Raw genomic sequence first — 17,744 nt, 5'->3', positions numbered from 1 at the left:
ATGTATTGACATTCTACAAGCGCTATGATATTATCGCCACCAAGTTGATTGAAAGTGCCATGTCGAATGTCACTTCTCACAAGGAGGCCCGCCATGAATAGCCGAATCGAGCTTGAGCAGAACTATATTGCCGAACAACTGCGCAACGAGCGCGCCAATGCCGCCCGCCGCCGTCTGGTCGCCAGCTGCGCGCCAGATGGCCTGCACCGCGTGGCGCGGCCAATCGCCCGCGCGCTGCTGAGCCTGGGCGCGCGCCTGGCCCGCTACGCCAACCCCGAGCCCGCCGCCTATGTGCCCGCCCGCAGCGCCGAGCTGAACTAGCGAGGACGCAATGCTTGCACCGCTTCGCAACCGAAACTTCGCGCTGCTCTGGCTCGGCGGCATGATCTCCTTCGCTGGCGACTGGGCCATGCTGATCGCGCTGCCGGTGTTCATCTACGACCTGACCGGCTCGGCTATGGCGACGGGCGGCGCGTTTATCGCGCTGTCGCTGCCGCGCCTGCTGTTCGCCTCGCTGGCGGGCGTGTTTGTCGATCGCTGGGATCGCCGCCGCACCATGATCGTCGCGAACCTGCTCTCGGCGGCGGTGCTGCTGCTGCTTCTGCCAGTGAACGACGCCAGCCAGCTCTGGCTGGTCTACGCAGTGGCATTCCTGCATACCACGCTTTCCTTATTCTTTATGCCCGCCGAAAGCGCGCTGGTGCCGTCCCTGGTACCCGAGCCCGAACTGCTGCAGGCCAACGCCCTGCTGGCGCTGAACTGGGAGCTGATGCGCCTGATCGCGCCGCCGCTGGGCGGCCTGGCAATGGTCGCGCTCGGCTTCCACAGCGCGGTGGTGATCGACGCAATTTCCTTTCTGGCTGCGGCGGCGCTGTTTGCGCTGCTTGCGCCGGGCGAGCGCCCCATCCCTGCCGAGGCGGGCGAGGCTGGCGCGCTGGGCCGCGTGGTGCGCGAGCTTGGCGAGGGCGCAGCGCTGGTGCGGCGCAGCGGCCCGATCCGCGCAATCTTTATCGTCGTCGGCGTGGCGATGATCTCCGAAGGCATTCTGAACGTGCTGGGCTTTCCATGGCTCAAGCAGGTGCTGCACGGCGGCGCGCTTGAGCGCGGCTGGCTCACCAGCGCCCAGGCCGTGGGTGGTCTGCTTGGCGGCCTGCTGGTCGGCCGTTTGGCGCGGCAGGTGCGCACCTCCCACCTGATCGGCGCGAGCGGCGTCATTCTGGGCTTGCTGACACTGGCCTACGCCAATGTCACCAGTCTGCCTATTGCGCCCGCGCTGTGGCTGCCCGCCGCGCTGTTCATCAAGGTTTTGCAGGGCCTGCCGGTGATGGGCATGTTTGTCAGCGTCGATACGCTCTTGCAGCAAAGCGTGGCTGACCGTTTTCGCGGGCGCGTGTTTGGCGCATATGGCGCGGCGGTCGGGCTGGCGACTCTCGTCGGGCAGGTGCTTGCCAGCGCGCTGGGCGACCACATCAATCTTGTCACAATGGTCGATCTCGTCGGTTTGCTCTACATGGGCTGTGGCCTGCTCGCGCTGGCGCTGCTGCATAGCTACCAGCTGCGCGCCGCCGATCCGCGCCCCGCCGCCGAGCTTGCCTGAGATACCAAGACGTATTGTGCCACAGAGAACACGGAGCACTCCGAGTTTGATATTTCTCCTCAGTAGTCTCGGTGCGCTCTGTGGCTCAGTTATTAAAGGAAAAAGAAGCAATGGCCAGCCCTTCAACCCTACTCGAACTTCCGCCGCACGAGCCAACCCTGGCGCCGGCCGCGAATGGGCACACGGCTGCCCCCGCCACGCGCCTGATCGTCGATGTGCGCGATCTGCGCAAGGTCTTCGCCAAGCGCGCCACCACCCCGCCCGACGCCAGCTTCTGGCAGCGGCTGCCCTTCCGCGCGCGCCCCACCGAGGAGCGCGTGGCCGTCGCGGGCGTGAGCTTTGGCATTGCCGAGGGCGAGATTTTTGGCCTGCTCGGGCCGAATGGCGCGGGCAAAACCACCACCATCCGCATGCTCTCGACACTCTTGCAGCCCAGCGCCGGCCACGCCACCATCAACGGCTACGACCTCGCGACCCAGCCCGACATGGTGCGCCGCAACCTGGGCGCGGTGCTCACTGGCGAGCGCAGCATCTACTGGAAGCTGACGGGCCGCGAAAACCTCGAGTACTTCGCCGCGCTCTACCACCTGCCGCCCGACGTGGCGCGCCGCCGCGTTGCCGAGCTGCTTGAGCGCCTGGGCCTGGCTAATCGCGCCAACGACCCGGTCGAAGGCTATTCCTCGGGCATGAAGCAGCGCATTGCCATCGCCAAGGCGCTGCTCGCCAGCCCGCCGGTCGTGCTGCTCGACGAACCCACCATCGGCCTCGACCCGCAGTCGGCGCGCAACCTGCGCGAGCTGATTTTGGAAATCAAGAGTGAAGGGCGCACGGTGCTGCTTACCACCCACTACATGGAAGAAGCCGACCTGCTGTGCGACCGCGTGGGCATCATCGACCTGGGCACAATCATCGCGCTCGACACGCCCGCCGCGCTCAAGCGCTCAATTCGCCAGCTCGACGTGATGCAGCTCGAAGTCGAAGCCTTTGACGAGGTGCTGCTGCCCGGTCTGGAAGCGCTGCCCGGCGTGGAGCACTGCGCCGCGCGCTACCGCGACGACGAACGCGCCTGGGCGCTGGCGCTCCACAGCGCCGACAGCCGCGCCGTGCTGCCGCAGGCCATTGCGCTGATCACCGCCAGCGGCGGGCGCATTCGCCACATGGCCGTGGCCGAGCCGTCGCTGGAAGACGTATTCATCGCCCTGACGGGCAAGCAGCTGAGGGACTAGCCATGCACGCGCCAATTGCCGAACCCTGGCGCGCGGGCCGCTCGCTTGCCGCCGAAGTACGCGCCATCCTGATGATCGCCCGCAAAGAATGGACGATTTTCCGCCGCTACCCAAGCTGGGTGATCGCGATGTTCATCTGGCCGGTGCTGCTGCCGCTGGGCTATATCTTCACGGCGCGGGCGCTCGGCGGCCCGGATGGCGCGGCGGTCGCCAGCTTCCAGCGCATCGCCGGCACAAGCGACTACGTGAGCTTTATTGTGCTGGGCAGCGTGATGTGGATGTGGCTGAATATGACGCTCTGGGACGTGGGCATGTACCTGCGCAACGAGCAAATGCACGGCACGCTTGAGTCGAACTGGCTCTGCCCGACCTGGCGCGTCTCGATCATGCTGGGCGGCGCGCTGACCAAAATGCTGATATCGGTTGTGTTCATTTTTGTGGGGCTGCTCGAATTTCGCCTGCTGCTGGGCGTGAATGTACTGTACGGCAACTTTGGCCCGGCGCTGCTGGCCTTTCTGCTGACCATCCCGATTATTCACGGCATCGGCATCGCCTTCGCCAGCCTGGTGCTGCGCTTCAAAGAAGCCAACGCAATGGTTTTTCTGGTGCGCGGTATTGTGATGATCTTCTGTGGCATCACCTTCCCGGTGGCGATTCTGCCCGGCTGGATGCAATCGGTCGCCGCCGTGCTGCCGATCACCTACAGCATCCACGCGGTGCGCGGCGCGCTGCTGGCCAATGCCGGCTGGGCCGAGCTGTCGGGCGATCTGCTGGTGCTGGCGGGCTTTGCGGTGGCTGCGCCGCTGCTGGGCTACACGCTGTTTGGGCTTGTCGAGCGCGGCGCGCGCCGGCGCGGCGACCTCGGGCAGTATTAAGGAGAAGCTCATGGCACTCACAAGCCTCGCGCAACCAAGCTGGCGCTCCACTGTGCGCGCCGCGCTGGCGATTGCCCGCAAAGATATTCTGGTGTTCTTTCGCTACCCGGCCAATGCGCTGTTCCGCGTGATCGAGCCAATCGCCTGGCTGACGCCTGTGTACTTCCTGGGCAAAAGCTTCGCCGGGCCGGCTGGCAACAGCGGCTTCGCAGCCTACACCGGCACGAATGACTATATGTCGTTCATTCTGCTGGGCGCGGTGCTGGCGAACTACATCGCCGCCGTGTTCTGGGGCATGGGCTACGCGCTGAAATCGGAAATGGACTCGGGCGTGCTCGAAAGCAACTGGATGACGCCCATCCCGCGCGCGCTGCTGCTGGTCGGGCAGACGCTGGCGAGCCTGGCGATCACGACTTTCAACAGCGCGGGCATGCTCTTCCTGGGCTGGCTGATCTTTGGCTTCCAGATTTCGGGCAATGTGCTCGCAGCGGCGCTGACGCTCGTGCCCATGCTGGTCGCACTCTACGGCTTCGGTTTCGCCTTTGCCGCCATCGTGCTGCTGATGCGTGAATCGAATACGCTGGTCGATGTTTCGAACTACGTGGTGTCGATCCTGTCGGGCAGCCAGTTCCCGGTGCAGGCGCTGCCACGGCTGCTGCTGCCGCTCTCGCTGGCCATCCCCCTCACTTACGGCTTCGACGCCGTGCGGGCGATGCTGCTGGGCGTCACGCCGCTGCTGGCCGTGCCGTATGAAATCGGCATTCTGCTGGCCTTTATGCTCGTGATGACGCCGCTGGGCTATTTCGTCTTCAAGCGCGTCGAGCGCTACTGCCAGGTGCGCGGCACGCTGAGCATGCATTAGCGTGGGGGTGGGAGATGGAGGATGGGGAATACTACCCTTCAAATAGCCACGAAGACACAAAGGCACGAAGAATTGAATGACACTCGTACGCGCTTTGAGTCTTCGAGCCTTTGTGGCAAACGTTCCCAGTGCATTATCAGGAAAGCGATACGGAATTCAGCGTAGAGTTTCTGCATTGTAATCACTAAACCCTATACCCTATTCCCTAAACCCTGCGCTGAAAGCGCACCAGCAAGGGCTTCGCAGACGCGAGAAACGAGGAGGATCATGATTGCCACGCTTCGCCAACGGAACTTTGCGCTGCTCTGGTTTGCCGGGCTGATATCGCTGGCTGGCGACTGGATGCTGATGATTGCGCTGCCAATCTATATCTACCAGCTCACGGGTTCGGCGGCGGCGGTGAGCATCATGTTCATTGCGAGCCGGGCGCCAAGCGTGCTGTTTGGCTCGCTGGCGGGCGTGTTTATCGATCGCTGGGACCGGCGGCGAACCATGCTGGTGGCAAACCTGCTGCTGGCGCTGACGCTGCTGCCTCTGCTGGCGGTGCGCTCGGCCGAGCAGGTCTGGATCGTCTACCTCGTGGCGCTGATCGAGTCGACAATCATTCAGTTCTTTAGCCCGGCCGAAAATGCGCTGCTGCCGCAACTGGTGGGCGAAGAATATATTGTGCCGGCCAACGCGCTGAACAGCTTGAACAACAATATTGCGCGGCTGATTGGCCCGGCGCTGGGCGGGCTCGCGGCAGTGACGCTCGGCCTGGGTGGCGTGGCCCTGTTCGACGCAGCTTCCTTCCTGATCGCCGCGCTGCTGGTCTGGTTGATCCGTGGGAACTACCGCGCCACGCCCGCCGCCGACGCGCCTGCCACCCCGCTCGGCGCATTGCGCGCCCTCGGCAGCGAGTGGCTGGCGGGCCTGCGCGTGATCGCCCGCAGCCGCCCGGTGGCCGTGCTGTTCGCCTTGATCGCAATTACTTCTCTTGGCGAAGGTGTGATGGGCGTGATGTTCGTGCTGTTTGTCAATAAGATATTGGGCGGCGGCGCGCAGGAGATCGGCTGGCTGATGTCGGCGCAGGCGGTGGGCGGCTTGCTGGGCGCGCTGCTGGTTGGGCGGCTGGGCGGCGGGCGGCCGGCGCTGATGATTGGCGTGGCCGGAATCCTGTTCGGGCTGATCGATCTGGCTATTTTCAACTACCCTTTGTTCTTTCCGGGCTTTTTGCCGATTGTGCTGCTGTTTGTGCTGGTGGGCATTCCTGGCGTGGTCATGTTCACCAGCATGAACGCGCTGCTGCAACTGGCGGTGGCCGATGAGTACCGTGGGCGCGTGTTCGGCACCTACGGCACCACCGGCGCGCTGCTGGCGATCGCTGGCACGGTGCTGGCTGGCGCGCTGGGCGACCGCGTGCCAGTGGTGGCGGTGCTGAATATTCAGGGGCTGGCGTATGTGCTGGCCGGGCTGGCAGTGCTCGTGCTGCTGGGCGGGCGCGCAATCACCCGCCACGAGGCCGCGCCGGCGCAGGCAGCCCCGCAACTCTAACCATTATTCGCTTCCATTACAAATAAAGGAGAAACACAATGTACCCACTTCTGACCACATGCCCGGTTTGCGGCGGCGAGCTGCACGCCGTGCGGCTGGCCTGCAACGACTGCCATAGTGGCATCGATGGGCAGTTCACGCTGGGCTGGATCGGCCGGCTCACCCGCGAGCAGCTTGAGTTCGTTGAGCTGCTGGTGAAGAATCGCGGCAACATCAACGGCGTGGCGGGCGACCTGCGCGTGGCTTACAATACCGCCCGTAACCGCCTGGACGATGTGGTCGCTGCGCTGGGTTATTCTGCGCCGCCCGCCGAAGAAAATGGCCGGCCCGACCGCCGCGCCGTGCTGGATCGACTGGCCGCCAAGGAAATTTCGGTTGAGGAAGCGATGAAACTGCTGCGCAGCTAGCGCGCAATGGGAGCAAGCCATGCCGAATGCAGATGAGCGTCTGCGCATCCTGAAGCTGATCGAGGACGGGCAGGTCAACGCAGAAGAAGGCGCGCAGCTGATCGACGCGCTGGGCGAATCGCGCGAACGCTCGCGCCCAACCGTCTCGCGCACCCTGCGCGTGCGAGTGACCAACCTGGCCACGCGCCGCCAGACGATCAACGTGACTATTCCGGTGAGCCTGGTGGAAGTTGGCCTGAAGCTGGGCGCGCGGCTGGCCCCGCGTGTGGCGAACGCCAACCCCAGCGACATCCTGCGCGCGCTCGAAACCGGCGCGACCGGGCGCATTTTCGAGCTGCAGGATCTGGACGAAAACGAACGGATCGAGATTTTTGTCGAGTGAGGGCGCGCCACCGTTTGGCACGTTCCGCACCCTGAAGATAATGGAGAAACACGAATGGAAACGCGAACTTTTTCGGTGGGCAGCGCCCCGCGCATCGTCATTGGCGATTGCCGCGGCGATCTGGAGATCACTGTGGGCGAGAATGGCGTGGTCGAGATTGGCTCATCGCAGATGCCCGACCGCATGCAGCAGACCGACGAAGCGCTGGTGATCGAGCGCGCCGCCCGTGACCTGGAGCTGAGCGTACCGTCCGACGCCGAGATTGTGATCGAGCGCGTTGGCGGCGATCTGCGGGCGCGCGATTTCGCCGCGCTGGCGGCGCAGTCGGTTGGCGGCGATGCTGAGCTGAACGAGCTGAGCGGCGCGGCGCAGCTTGGGCGCGTGGGCGGCGACCTGAGCGCAAGCGACCTCGCGGCGCTGCAGGTGAGCAACCGGGTAGACGGCGATCTGCGCGTCGAGTCGATCAAGCAACTGCAGGTCGAGCGCGTCGATGGCGACGCCGATGTGGACGATGTGGACAGCGCGACGCTTGGCAACGTCGGCGGCGACTTCAGCGCGCAGGGCGTGAACGAGCTGCGCTGCCGCCAGGTTGGCGGCGATGCCGCGCTGCATAACAACGGCAGTGCGCAGCTTGGCGACATTGGCGGCGACTGCGCGATCAACGAGATTCGCGGCGATACGCAGCTTGGCAGCATCGGCGGCGACTGCGCCGCTAACAACATCCAGGGCGCGCTCTCCATGGGCAGCATTGGCGGCGATTGTGCCCTTAACCATATTGGTGGCGAGCTGCGCCTGGGCAGCGTCGGCGGCGACGCGCATATCGACGCTGAGGGCAGCAGCGTGCGCTTGGGCAACATTGGCGGCGACCTGCAGCTGCGCGCCGATTTCCCGCCCGACAGCACCACCGGCGCGACGGTTGGTGGCGACGCCAGCATTGAATTGCCGCGCGACGCCAACCTGACGCTGCGCGCCACCGTCGGCGGCGACATCCACGGCGAGCGGCTGGTGGCCAGCGACGGCGGCATGTTCACGGCTGTGTATGGCGAAGGCGCGGCCCGGCTCGATCTGCTGGTCGGCGGCGATCTTTCGCTCGACGGCGGCGGCGCGCCACGCACATCCAGCGTCGGCTGGGATTGGGGCCGTTTCGGGCAGGACATGGGCCGCCTCGGCAAAGACATCGGCCAGGAGTTCAGCCAGTTCGGCCAGAAGCTGGCACACGATCTGAGCGGCGCGTTTGGCCCCGAGGATGTCGCCGGGCGCGAAAAGTGGGAGCGCAAGGTCGAGCGGCGCGTGGAGGAGCAGGTGCGCAACGCCGAAGAGCAGGTGCGCCGCGCCGAGCGCCAGGCCCGCCGCGCCGCCGAAGAAGCCGAGCGCCGCACGGGCGGGCCGGGCCGCATGCAGGTGCGTATCAACGACCGCGAGTGGCGCTTCGACGCCGAGCGGCTGGAGCGCCTGAAGCAGCAGGCCCGCGACGCCGCGCAGGAAGGCATCAGCGGCGCACTTTCCGCAGTTGAGCGGGCGCTGGCCGGGCTGGGTGTGCCGCCCGAGCCGCCGGTGCCCGGCGCGCCGGTTCCGCCTGCACCGCCCGCGCCGCCCACGCCCATGACCGGGCAGACCATCCGCATCGACACGGCGCCCGCGCCGCTGGACGTGCCCGACATCGCGCCCGCCGCCCCGCGCGACATCGAAACCGAGCGCGCCGCCATCCTGCAGATGGTTGCCGAAGGCCGCATCTCACCCGAGGAAGGCGACATGCTGCTGGACGCGCTGGCCTAATTTTCACGCGTCAACACAAAGCCCGAGCAGCCAAGCTGCTCGGGCTTTGTGTTGGTGTAATTGCAATACCCAAACCCTATTCCCCATCCCCTAACCCCTGCGCGTTCACGCGCATTAGTTGCGCGGCTCGACGCTGGCGATATACCAGCTGCCGCCGTTTTTGGTCAGCGTGACTATGTGCGTAAACGGCTCGAAGGTGTCGTCGGAAAACTGGTAGTTGGTTTTGCCGCGCTTCACGTCAGCCGGGCGGATCGCGCCATTCACCAGCACATGCGCCGTGTTGCCGTCGTTGTCCTGCTCGGTCAGCTTATCGACCTTGAACACAAGCTGCTCGGGCGACATCAGGCCCGTGCTCTGAAACTCATTGGCAAAATCATCGCGGTCGAGCCAGCTAAACGCCGTCTCAATATCCTGCCCCTGGGCGCGCTCGGCTTCGGCCAGGTAGTCGCTGTTGCTCGAAACGAACTGCGAAAAATCCTCGAAGCGCGCATCGTCGTAAAACCAGCTCACGGTCTTCTGGGCGTCGCCGCGCGCCTGCGAGCGCATAACACTGTTGACTGCCCAGCCAACACCCATCACCAGCAGCACCACCACGACGATGACCAGCCGAAACCCGAGTGCTCGAAAAATACGCATGCGATTCCTCCCTGTTTGGATGTGAGTTGAACGAAACAAAAAGTGTTTGGCAAATGTGGAGGGCGAGAGCAAGACCAGCGACTGGGGCAGCGCGGGCAGGGCTGCGATTTCCCAGGCCATAGTGCGAGTGTAGCAATGCTGCCGCCGGGCGGCAATCGGCCATGCTTCCTATTCTGCCGGCGGTACTCCGCAGCGGCATTCCCTCATACACAGTAAACGTCTGGCCGGGGCAAAATTTCCTACTACCAGCCTGCGGAATGGCGTGGGCGCAGCAGCGTTTTATGCTATACTGCCCGGCAGAATCGCCAATTCTGCATTGGAAAGGTTGCGCTATGTCGCTTCTCCCAACTGCCACCATTGCCCAGATCGCTGGCCACGACGGCCAGACGGTCACGCTGGCGGGCTGGGTGGCCAATAAAACTGCCAAAGGCAAGCTGATCTTCATTCGCCTGCGCGATGGCAGCGGAACCATTCAGTGTGTGGTGTTTAAGAAGAATGTGTCTGAGGAGGCATTTGCTGCCGCGCAGCAGCTCACGCTCGAAAGCTCGTGCCGCGTCACTGGCACGGTGCGCGCCGACGAGCGCGCGCCCGGCGGCTACGAGCTGGATGTGAATGATGTGGACGTGGTGCAGGTTCCGGCGCAGGAATACCCCATCCAGCCGAAGGATCATGGCACTGAGTTCCTGATGGAACACCGCCACCTGTGGGTGCGCTCGGCCAAGCAGCACGCGCTGCTGCGCATTCGCGCCGAGGTGATCGCCGCCGCGCAGGAGTGGCTGAACGACCAGGGCTTTGTGCGCTACGACACGCCCATTCTTACGCCCACCGCCGCTGAGGGAACGACGAATCTGTTCGCCACCAAGTACTTCGAATTAGGCGAGGCCTACCTGGCGCAAACTGGCCAGCTCTATGTCGAAAGCGGCATGATGAGCTTCGGCAAGGTCTACTGCTTTGGCCCAACGTTCCGCGCCGAGAAGAGCAAAACGCGTCGCCACCTCACCGAGTTCTGGATGATCGAGCCCGAGGTGGCCTTTGCGTCGCACGCCGACAATATGGTGCTGCAGGAAAATTTCGTGAGCGCGATTGTGCAGCGCTGCCTGGAGCGGCGCAGCGAAGACCTGAAGGTGCTGGAGCGCGACACCACCACGCTGGAGCGCTGCCTGCCGCCCTTCCCGCGCATCACCTACGACGACGCGCTCCAGCTGATTGCCGACAATCAGGGGCAGGTCGAAAACGCCACGCCCATCCCCTGGGGCGAGGATTTTGGCGCGCCGCACGAAACGCTGATCGCCAGCAAGTTCGACAAGCCGGTGTTTGTGGAAAAATACCCGAGCGTGGTGAAGGCCTTCTACATGGAGCCCGACCCGCAGCGCCCCGAGGTTGCGCTCTGCGCCGACCTGCTCGCGCCCGAAGGCTATGGCGAGATCATTGGCGGCTCGCAGCGCATCCACAACGCCGATATGCTTGAGCGGCGTATCAGGGAGCATGGCCTGCCGGTCGAAAACTACCAGTGGTATCTCGACCTGCGGCGCTACGGCAGCGTGCCGCACTCGGGCTTCGGCATGGGCATCGAGCGCTGCACAGCCTGGATCGCCGGCACGCATCACATTCGCGAGACCATCCCGTTCCCGCGCATGCTGTACCGGATTTATCCATAAAAATGCAAAATGCTGAGTGCTAAGTTTTGAGTTATGAACTCAGAACTTAGCACTCAGCACTCAGCATTCAAGACTTAAAACTCAGTAAGTTTTGATCCGGCTGCCGACTGCACTTTTCACCGTGCCGATGGCGCGGCGAGCGGTGTTGAGGTAGGCCGTGTACACGACTGCCCGGCCCAGCATCAGCGGCGCAGCGATCAGCATCAGCACAATCGCCGGCACATACCAGCCCCAGCCAATCGGTGGGAAGCCACCCTTACCCAGGAAGAAGAAGATCAGCCCGCCACCGATCAGCGTGTTCAGCAGCGAAACGTTGCCGCGCTGCATGTACGGGTTGGCGATCAGGTCGCGCAGATTGCCCAGCACCAGCAGGATGCCCGCCACCAGCGCGAAGTAACCGTCGATGCCGACGCGGAAGAAGCTGAGCAGCGCCCAGATGCCAAACAGCGCCAGCACGCCAATCCCGATATACAGGTACAGCGGCGGGATGCCGGTTCGCCGCCGGTACGGCCCGCCGCTATACGAATTGCCATTTCCGTTATACATTACTGCCCCCTTTGTTGCACCATGTTCTGGCTTGTGAGGGTGTGACGCTGGTGGTGCGGCAATTGTTGCGGCGGGCGCTAGAAGATTTCTTTCACGCGGAACATGCCGTCGCGCTGGTCGGGCGCGTTGGCCAGCACATCCTCGCGCGGCAGCGAGGGGCGCACTTCGTCCTCGCGCATCACGTTGGCAAGGTCGGTCACTTGCGCGGTTGGCGCAACATCGCTCACATCCACTTCCGAGAGCATGTCGATGTAGCCGAGAATATGCGAAAGCTCGCCCTGGAGCTTGGCCAGTTCTTCATCGGAAAGCCGCAGGCGCGCCAGATGCGCAACGTGCTGCACTTCTTCAATCGTCAGCGCCATGTGGGAACTCCTTCTATGCTTGCGGCATACAGTACAGCGCCTTGCGCGGGCTGTCAATACTGCCAGTATTCAGGGGTCATGCTTCAGAAGCAAGCAATGACAAAACCAAAGTATTTACTCGAATTTGGTATACCCGGCGCTGAAAGCGCGCTATGGCACCGCAGTCGGGTTGGCCTGTGCCTCGGGCGTGGGCGGCTCGGGCGTGGGCGGCTCGGGCGTCTCGGCAGGGCGGGGCGTGGCTTCAGCTGGCGTGCCTTCTGCGGTTGGCGTTTCGGTTGCTGCCTCGGTGGGCTGCTCGATCACGCGCAGCGTCACCGTGACACGGGGCGGCTCGCCAGCGATGCTAACGCCTTCCGGCAAGTTGAACTCGGGCGTGAATGGGCTCGTGCCGGCGCTGTGCCCGCGCAAGCTCACCACCCCTTGCAGCGCGCTTGCGTTTATTCCCGCGAGGCGCCCGGCCGAGCCGGTGAGCGCGAGTTGAACAATCGAAGGGCTGAACGAAACGCTCAGACCGTTTGGAATATCGACCGCCACAATTGGCACAGGCAGCGTAACCTCAAAAGGGCGATCAATCGGGGCGACGGTAATCGTGACTGTTACCACGCTTGGCTCACCCGACGCCAGGCCAATATTGAGCGGCGTGCGAAGGGCGGCCGTGCGCTCCACTGTTTGCGCCGCGCCAGTAATGTCAACATTTTCGGTTGCGAGGCTTTGCACCGCGTCGAGCGGGCCCGAGCTGCCCGTCAGGCGCACAAACTGTGGCGCGACGGAAATGTTCGTGACAATAAAGCCGCTCGCTGGCTGGCCAACGATCTGTGGCACCACTGGCACGCGCTTGATGCCCGCGCTCGACACAATTGGCACCAGCACGTCGATATTGCCCGGCTCGGCTGTTACACCCGCAACGGGCTGGCCGTCGCTGGCAATTGCCTGCACCGGGCGCGGCGAGCTGTAGTTTGCGGTGAGCCGGTCGATATTCGCGGTCACGCGCACCAAAGTCACGCGCTCGACGCGGCTTTGCGGGCCACGCACCTGCACTTCTTTGATTTCCTGGTTTCGCACAGCGAGGCGTGCGGTTCCGGCCTCGAAGCTGAACGGCACGCTGCCTTCGAGTTCCACCGTCAGCGGCACAGTGCGCGTGATTTCTTGCTCCAGGCGGATCGGCAGGAAGTTGGGGCTGGTAGAAAAAGTCAGCCGCTTGAGATCGGAACGTGTTGTTTCGACATCCACAGGCACCTGATGCTCGCCTGGGCCAAGCGCGCTCAGATCGACCAGGGCGCGGAGCGAGCTAAGCTGAAGTTTTGTCAGCGTCTCGGTGTCGCCCTCCACCGTCACATCCACCGTGGGCAGGCTCGTGCGCGGCAAGCCGTCCTGATCCACCAGCACAAGCTCCGACGCCCGGCCAACAATATCGACCGGCACGCTATCATAGGATGTGTCGCGGTCGGGGTTTTGCGTGTAGGATACAAACACCCACAGCGCAAACGCCAGGCCCAGCGCCAGCGTGAGCCGCAGACCAAAGGTGCGTAGCCAGCTCACTTCTCGTTCTCCTCAAGCGAGACTTTCAGCAGCCCCGCCAGCATGCTGCGCAGCCGGGCCTCGTTGAGGTAGCTGACCATGCGCCCGTCATTCATCAGTGAGATCGCGCCAGTTTCTTCGGAAACAACCACCGCAATCGCATCCGACTGCTCGGAAATGCCTTTGGCGGCGCGGTGGCGCGTGCCATAGCGGCGCGACCCGCCCACGTCTTCGCTCAGCGGCAGCACGACATTAGCCGCCAGAATGCGGTTGCCGCGCAAGATCACCGCCATGTCGTGCAGCGGCGAGTTCGGGTAGAAAATATTCAGCAGCAGCGGGATGGCCAGCCGCGCGTCGATGATCACGCCGCGGTCGGCATAATCCTGCAGGCCAACTTCGCGCTCCAGCACCATCAGCGCGCCCACGCCCTGCTGCGAAAGCTGCTGCGCCGCGCGCGACACGCCGTTGATCGTTTCCAGCAGCTCCGAGCGGTTTGCGCGCCCAAAGCCGCGCCCGAACAGGTCGTTGGTGCGGCCCAGGCTTTCGAGCGCGCGGCGCAGCTCGGGCTGAAACAGCACTGGGATGGCGACGAACAGGGCGGGCTGGATGGCATTGGTGAGCAGCCAGCGCAGGGTGTCGAGCGGCAGCACCGAGCTGAGCAGGATCGAGAGTGCCAGCAGAACGCCAATGCCGCGCAGCAGCTGCACTGCGCGCGTCCCGCGAATCACGCCCAGCAGCCAGTAGAAGATCAGCGCGACGATCAGAATATCGATCAGCGGCTTGGGGTCGCTTAGTGGATTGAGCCGCGCAAAAACGCGGTTCAGGCTTTCCAGCAGCGTTTGTATCTCAGACATAAAGCGATTGCATCAGAATGCCACCGCCGCAGGCGGGCGCACGGCGCGCCCCAAGCCCGGGCGGTGGCATACAAGAATTTTGGCTAAGCCTTGGCCCGTTGTTGTTCGTACATGCGCCGCGCGGCCGCCTGAAGTGCTTCGATGCGCTCGGCTTCGACATTCGGCATTTTCGCCAGGCGGCCATAAATGCGCACGGCCTGCTCGAACTCACTGCGCCGCATCAGGGCGTCGCCAAGCGCGTACAGGTTGTCGACGTCGTTCTGGTCGAGCCCGTAGATCTGGTGCATTTCAGCAATGGCGTTGTCGAAATCGCGCATCTGCAGGAGCACGCGCACGATCTGCTTTTTTTCGTTGATCGCGTCGGCGGTGCGCCCGGCCAGTGTATACATAAACGAAAGCCACTGGCGCGCCTCGATGTCGTTGGGCGCGATCTGGACGATTTTGTCGTACAGGGCGCGGGCCTTGTCCTGCTGGCCAAGTGTCCAGTGCACCTCGGCGGCTTGCTGCAGGCTGGCAACGGCATCTTTTAGCTGGCCGGCTTTGCGCTGCAGCTCAGCCGAGCGAATCAGACCATCGACGCCTTTGTCGAGGTAGCCGCGCCGGATTTGCAGCTTGGCGAGCCGGTTGACAATTGGGATGTTGTTGGGCGCGATCTGCTCGCCATATTCCAGTGACTCAATCGCCCGGTCGAGATCCTGCCGATTTTCGTAGTGCGTCGCCAGCTCGTCGAGCTGCGCCAGCGCCTCGTTCAGCTTGCCCTGCTGAAAGTAGACATCGGCGAGCTTGGTGTAGATCGCGCGGTCGTAGGGCAGATGCTTCTTGGCGGCCTGGAGTGCCTGCTCTGCGCCCGGCATATTTCCCGATGCCGCGTATGCCTCGGCCATGCGGCGCACCAGGTCGCCCTGCGAGAGCGGCGACGAGAAGGGGTAGCGGGCGGCTGGCTCGGGCAGCGCGGCGCGGTCGGCCACGGCCTGGCCCTTTTGCAGCTGCTCCAGCGCCTCGTCGGGCTGGCCCATGGCGATATGGCTGTCGGCCATCATCTGGTGCACCAGCACCAGCGGCAGCAGCGGGTCGGCATCGTCGTTCAGCAGCGCCTCGGCCTGCTCGAATTCCAGCAGGGCCGAAGGATGTTGGCCGGCCTGCTGCTGAATAATGCCCAGAATATAGTGCAGCAGCGGGTCGTCGGAAACCATCAGCGCCGAGCGATATTCGGCCTGCACTGGCGACACTTGTTGCGGCTGGTGCTTCAGCTGATCGAGCAGCGTCGCCAGCGATTGCCAGATCGGCGCGGCCTGGTCGTGCATCAGCGCCAGGGTCATGTTGACGCGCGAAATGCCCAGCGCGTCGTCCTTGTTCTGGTCGAGCGCGCGGCCAAATTCGCTGAGCGCGGCTTCGTAGCGTTCGAGCTTGAGCAGGGCCTCGCCGTACTGCGCGCGCAGGGTTGCATTGTTTGGCGCAAGCTGCACGCCGCGGCGGTATTCTTCCAGCGCTTTGTTGGTCTGCCCCATGCGGAAATAGGTTGAGGCGACCAGCGCGATCTGTTCGGCAGCTTCCTCGTTGCGCCCGTCGTTCTTCAGCAGGTCGGCCAGGCGCGAGCGCGCGCTGATCGTGTCGGGCGAAAGATTGATCAGGCGCCGGTACACGTCGATCGCGCGCGACGGCTCGTTGCGCACCAGAAAGGTATCGATCAGAAGCTGATATTTCGTCAGCGCTTCGTCGGGGCGGCCTTCGCGCTCATAGATCTCGCCCATGCGCAGGTGAATGGGCAGGTAATCGGGGTTGAGGTGAATCACTTCCATGCAGGCGTCAACCGCGCTCAGCATCAGGCGCTGCTCGATATATTTCTCGCTGGCGATCACGTAGCGCTCGCACAGCTCGTCGAGGCCAGTGGTATCGAGCGGGGTGAGCGGCTCGAATGCTGGGCGCTCGGCGCTGGGCAGCGCGTCGAGCTCGTCGAGCGGGTCGATCGACGTGGCCTGCTCGGGCGAGGCGGTGACGGCAAAAATATCGATGCTGCTCGATTCGGCCTGGCGCTCGGGGCGCAGGAAGTCGGTGATCGGCCGGATTTTGCCCCATGTCTCGGGCATGGGTGCTTCGGGCTGCGTGGGCGCTTCCGGCGGCGGTTCGGGCATGGTCAGCGCGCCAGTGCCGAGCGTGCGCAGCTTGGCGAACATGTTGCGCTCGGTCAGCTCTTTGGCGCGCTGGCGGAACTCCTCTGCGCGCTCTTTGCCCCAGCGCTTGCTGTTGAGGAAATTCGCCAGCGTCGAGTAGAGCGAGGCCGCGCGCGCAATGTCGCCGAGCTGCGAGTAGATCTGCGACGTGCTTTCGTACATCTGGATCAGGTCGTCGGATTCGGCCTTGCCGATGGTTTGCAGATCAACCAGGCGAATCGTCTGCTCGTATTCCTGGGCGGCTTCTTTCAGGCGGCCCAGCTCCTGGTACGAGGAGCCGAGCGCATAGTGCGCCGAAAGGGCATACTCGGAGTCGTGGGTCGAGCGCGCCAGCACATCGGCGGCGCGGGCGTGGTCGCCGCGCTCCTGGTAGAGCAAGCCCAGACTGTAGAAAACGTCGCTGCGTTCCAGCCCCATGCCAAGCGCGCGCTCGTACTGCGCAATCGCACCGTCGGAGTCGCCAGCTTCCTGGTGCTTCTGCGCCAGCGCCACAATCTGCTCGATCGCGAACTGCTGCGAGCGCAGCGCGCCGGTGGCGCCGGGGGGCACAAAGCTGGGTGCGGGCGCGGCTTCGGTGGCGGGCGGGGCGCTGGTGACGGCAATCTGCGCGGCGCTGGCCAGGCTTTCGTGCAGGGCGGCGATCTGTTCCTTCGCCTCGCGGCTGCCTGGGTCGAGCCGCAGGGCAGTTTCGGCGTGGGTGGTCGCTTCTTCGATGCGGCCCTGAAGCTGGAAGTTTTGCGCCAGCACCAGATATTCGGCGGCGGCTTCGGCCGGGCTGTTGGTTTCTTCGAGCAGGCGGGCCAGTTGCAGGCGCTGGTCGTCGGCGCCGGGGCGCAGGCGCAGCACCTCGCGCAGCGCCTCGACCGCGCGCGCCGTCAGGCGGCGGCCCTGCTGCAGCTCGGCAAGCTGCGTGTAGGCGGCCACGGCGGCGGGGACGCTGCCCATGCGCTCGTGGGTGCGGGCGATGTATTCCAGAAAGAACGGATTCGTGGCATCGGCGGCGCGGAGCTCTTCAAGTATTTGCAGGGCCTGCGGGTGTTTCCCGGTGTTAAACAGCGCAACCGCAATCGACGAGCGCGCGTCGAGGTCGGTTGGGAACTCCTGCAGCGCGCGAGCGGCCTGCTTCAGCGCTTCATCCCATTGTTTCTGACGCGCCGCCTCGCGGCTTTGCTCCATGGCGCGGTCGAACAGAGCTCGGTTGCCTGGCATCGATTGCCTCCCGGTGTCGGCAGCAAGGAAGTCGCGAACATGAATCGGAACCAGAACGTGACATGTGCTCTATCATAGCACAGAATGGCAAGAAATGAGGAACAAACGGTGTGCGATGCTGTGGCGCAGCGA

General features: G+C 64.2%; 16 protein-coding genes. 10 read left to right on the top strand and 6 right to left on the bottom strand.

The genetic code is table 11. From position 1 onward, the window contains the following. Positions 1–93 precede the first annotated feature (93 nt). The 9 genes from M1P90_RS18265 (at position 94) to M1P90_RS18225 (ending at position 8,658) form a co-directional block, all read left to right on the top strand. Entirely contained in the window at positions 94–321 is a 228-nt protein-coding gene (locus tag M1P90_RS18265) for a hypothetical protein (protein WP_483696720.1), read from the top strand. 10 nt (positions 322–331) lie between these two features. Next, positions 332–1,597, top strand: coding sequence for an MFS transporter (locus M1P90_RS18260; RefSeq protein ID WP_483696719.1), 1,266 nt, complete (start codon positions 332–334; stop codon positions 1,595–1,597). Positions 1,598–1,707: 110 nt separating this feature from the next. Then, positions 1,708–2,823: an ATP-binding cassette domain-containing protein gene (locus M1P90_RS18255; RefSeq protein WP_483696718.1), complete on the top strand. Its 1,116-nt coding sequence runs from the start codon at positions 1,708–1,710 to the stop codon at positions 2,821–2,823. 2 nt (positions 2,824–2,825) lie between these two features. Further along, the gene (locus tag M1P90_RS18250; RefSeq protein ID WP_483696717.1) at positions 2,826–3,698 is read left to right on the top strand and encodes an ABC transporter permease; all 873 of its coding nucleotides are present in this window, start codon (positions 2,826–2,828) and stop codon (positions 3,696–3,698) included. A 10-nt stretch (positions 3,699–3,708) separates the two neighbouring features. Beyond that, the gene (locus M1P90_RS18245; protein ID WP_483696716.1) at positions 3,709–4,560 is read left to right on the top strand and encodes an ABC transporter permease; all 852 of its coding nucleotides are present in this window, start codon (positions 3,709–3,711) and stop codon (positions 4,558–4,560) included. Positions 4,561–4,827: 267 nt separating this feature from the next. Beyond that, complete coding sequence (locus tag M1P90_RS18240; protein ID WP_483696715.1) at positions 4,828–6,093, top strand: MFS transporter; 1,266 nt, start codon at positions 4,828–4,830, stop codon at positions 6,091–6,093. Between the two features lie 38 nt (positions 6,094–6,131). After that, complete coding sequence (locus M1P90_RS18235) at positions 6,132–6,500, top strand: DUF2089 family protein (RefSeq protein WP_483696714.1); 369 nt, start codon at positions 6,132–6,134, stop codon at positions 6,498–6,500. A gap of 19 nt (positions 6,501–6,519) precedes the next feature. Further along, positions 6,520–6,882: an SHOCT-like domain-containing protein gene (locus tag M1P90_RS18230; protein ID WP_483696713.1), complete on the top strand. Its 363-nt coding sequence runs from the start codon at positions 6,520–6,522 to the stop codon at positions 6,880–6,882. A gap of 54 nt (positions 6,883–6,936) precedes the next feature. Then, a complete protein-coding gene (locus M1P90_RS18225) occupies positions 6,937–8,658 on the top strand; it encodes an SHOCT-like domain-containing protein (protein WP_483696712.1) in 1,722 nt (573 codons plus the stop codon). 114 nt (positions 8,659–8,772) lie between these two features. Here M1P90_RS18225 and M1P90_RS18220 read toward each other — a convergent pair whose 3' ends face one another. Further along, positions 8,773–9,294 carry a hypothetical protein gene (locus M1P90_RS18220; RefSeq protein WP_483696711.1) on the bottom strand — a complete coding sequence of 174 codons (522 nt, stop codon included), beginning with the start codon at positions 9,292–9,294 and terminating at the stop codon, positions 8,773–8,775. Between the two features lie 332 nt (positions 9,295–9,626). On the opposite strand from M1P90_RS18220, the gene asnS reads away from it, so the two are divergent. Beyond that, a complete protein-coding gene (gene asnS, locus M1P90_RS18215; RefSeq protein ID WP_483696710.1) occupies positions 9,627–10,952 on the top strand; it encodes an asparagine--tRNA ligase in 1,326 nt (441 codons plus the stop codon). Positions 10,953–11,033: 81 nt separating this feature from the next. Here the strand turns inward: asnS and M1P90_RS18210 are convergent, their stop codons facing one another. From M1P90_RS18210 to M1P90_RS18190, 5 genes are all read right to left on the bottom strand, one after another. Further along, the gene (locus M1P90_RS18210; RefSeq protein ID WP_483696709.1) at positions 11,034–11,498 is read right to left on the bottom strand and encodes a hypothetical protein; all 465 of its coding nucleotides are present in this window, start codon (positions 11,496–11,498) and stop codon (positions 11,034–11,036) included. A gap of 77 nt (positions 11,499–11,575) precedes the next feature. Then, on the bottom strand, positions 11,576–11,860 hold the full coding sequence (gene gatC / locus M1P90_RS18205; RefSeq protein ID WP_483696708.1) for an Asp-tRNA(Asn)/Glu-tRNA(Gln) amidotransferase subunit GatC: 285 nt from the start codon (positions 11,858–11,860) through the stop codon (positions 11,576–11,578). Between the two features lie 150 nt (positions 11,861–12,010). Then, positions 12,011–13,399, bottom strand: coding sequence for a CdaR family protein (locus tag M1P90_RS18200; RefSeq protein WP_483696707.1), 1,389 nt, complete (start codon positions 13,397–13,399; stop codon positions 12,011–12,013). After that, on the bottom strand, positions 13,396–14,232 hold the full coding sequence (gene cdaA, locus M1P90_RS18195; protein WP_483696706.1) for a diadenylate cyclase CdaA: 837 nt from the start codon (positions 14,230–14,232) through the stop codon (positions 13,396–13,398). The genes M1P90_RS18200 and cdaA overlap by 4 nt, the downstream gene beginning before the upstream one ends. A gap of 83 nt (positions 14,233–14,315) precedes the next feature. Next, complete coding sequence (locus M1P90_RS18190; RefSeq protein WP_483696705.1) at positions 14,316–17,612, bottom strand: tetratricopeptide repeat protein; 3,297 nt, start codon at positions 17,610–17,612, stop codon at positions 14,316–14,318. Positions 17,613–17,744: the final 132 nt, after the last annotated feature.

It is taken from the genome of Kouleothrix sp. 19917 (assembly GCF_057073505.1).
This window is presented reverse-complemented; position numbering and strand designations above follow the sequence as displayed.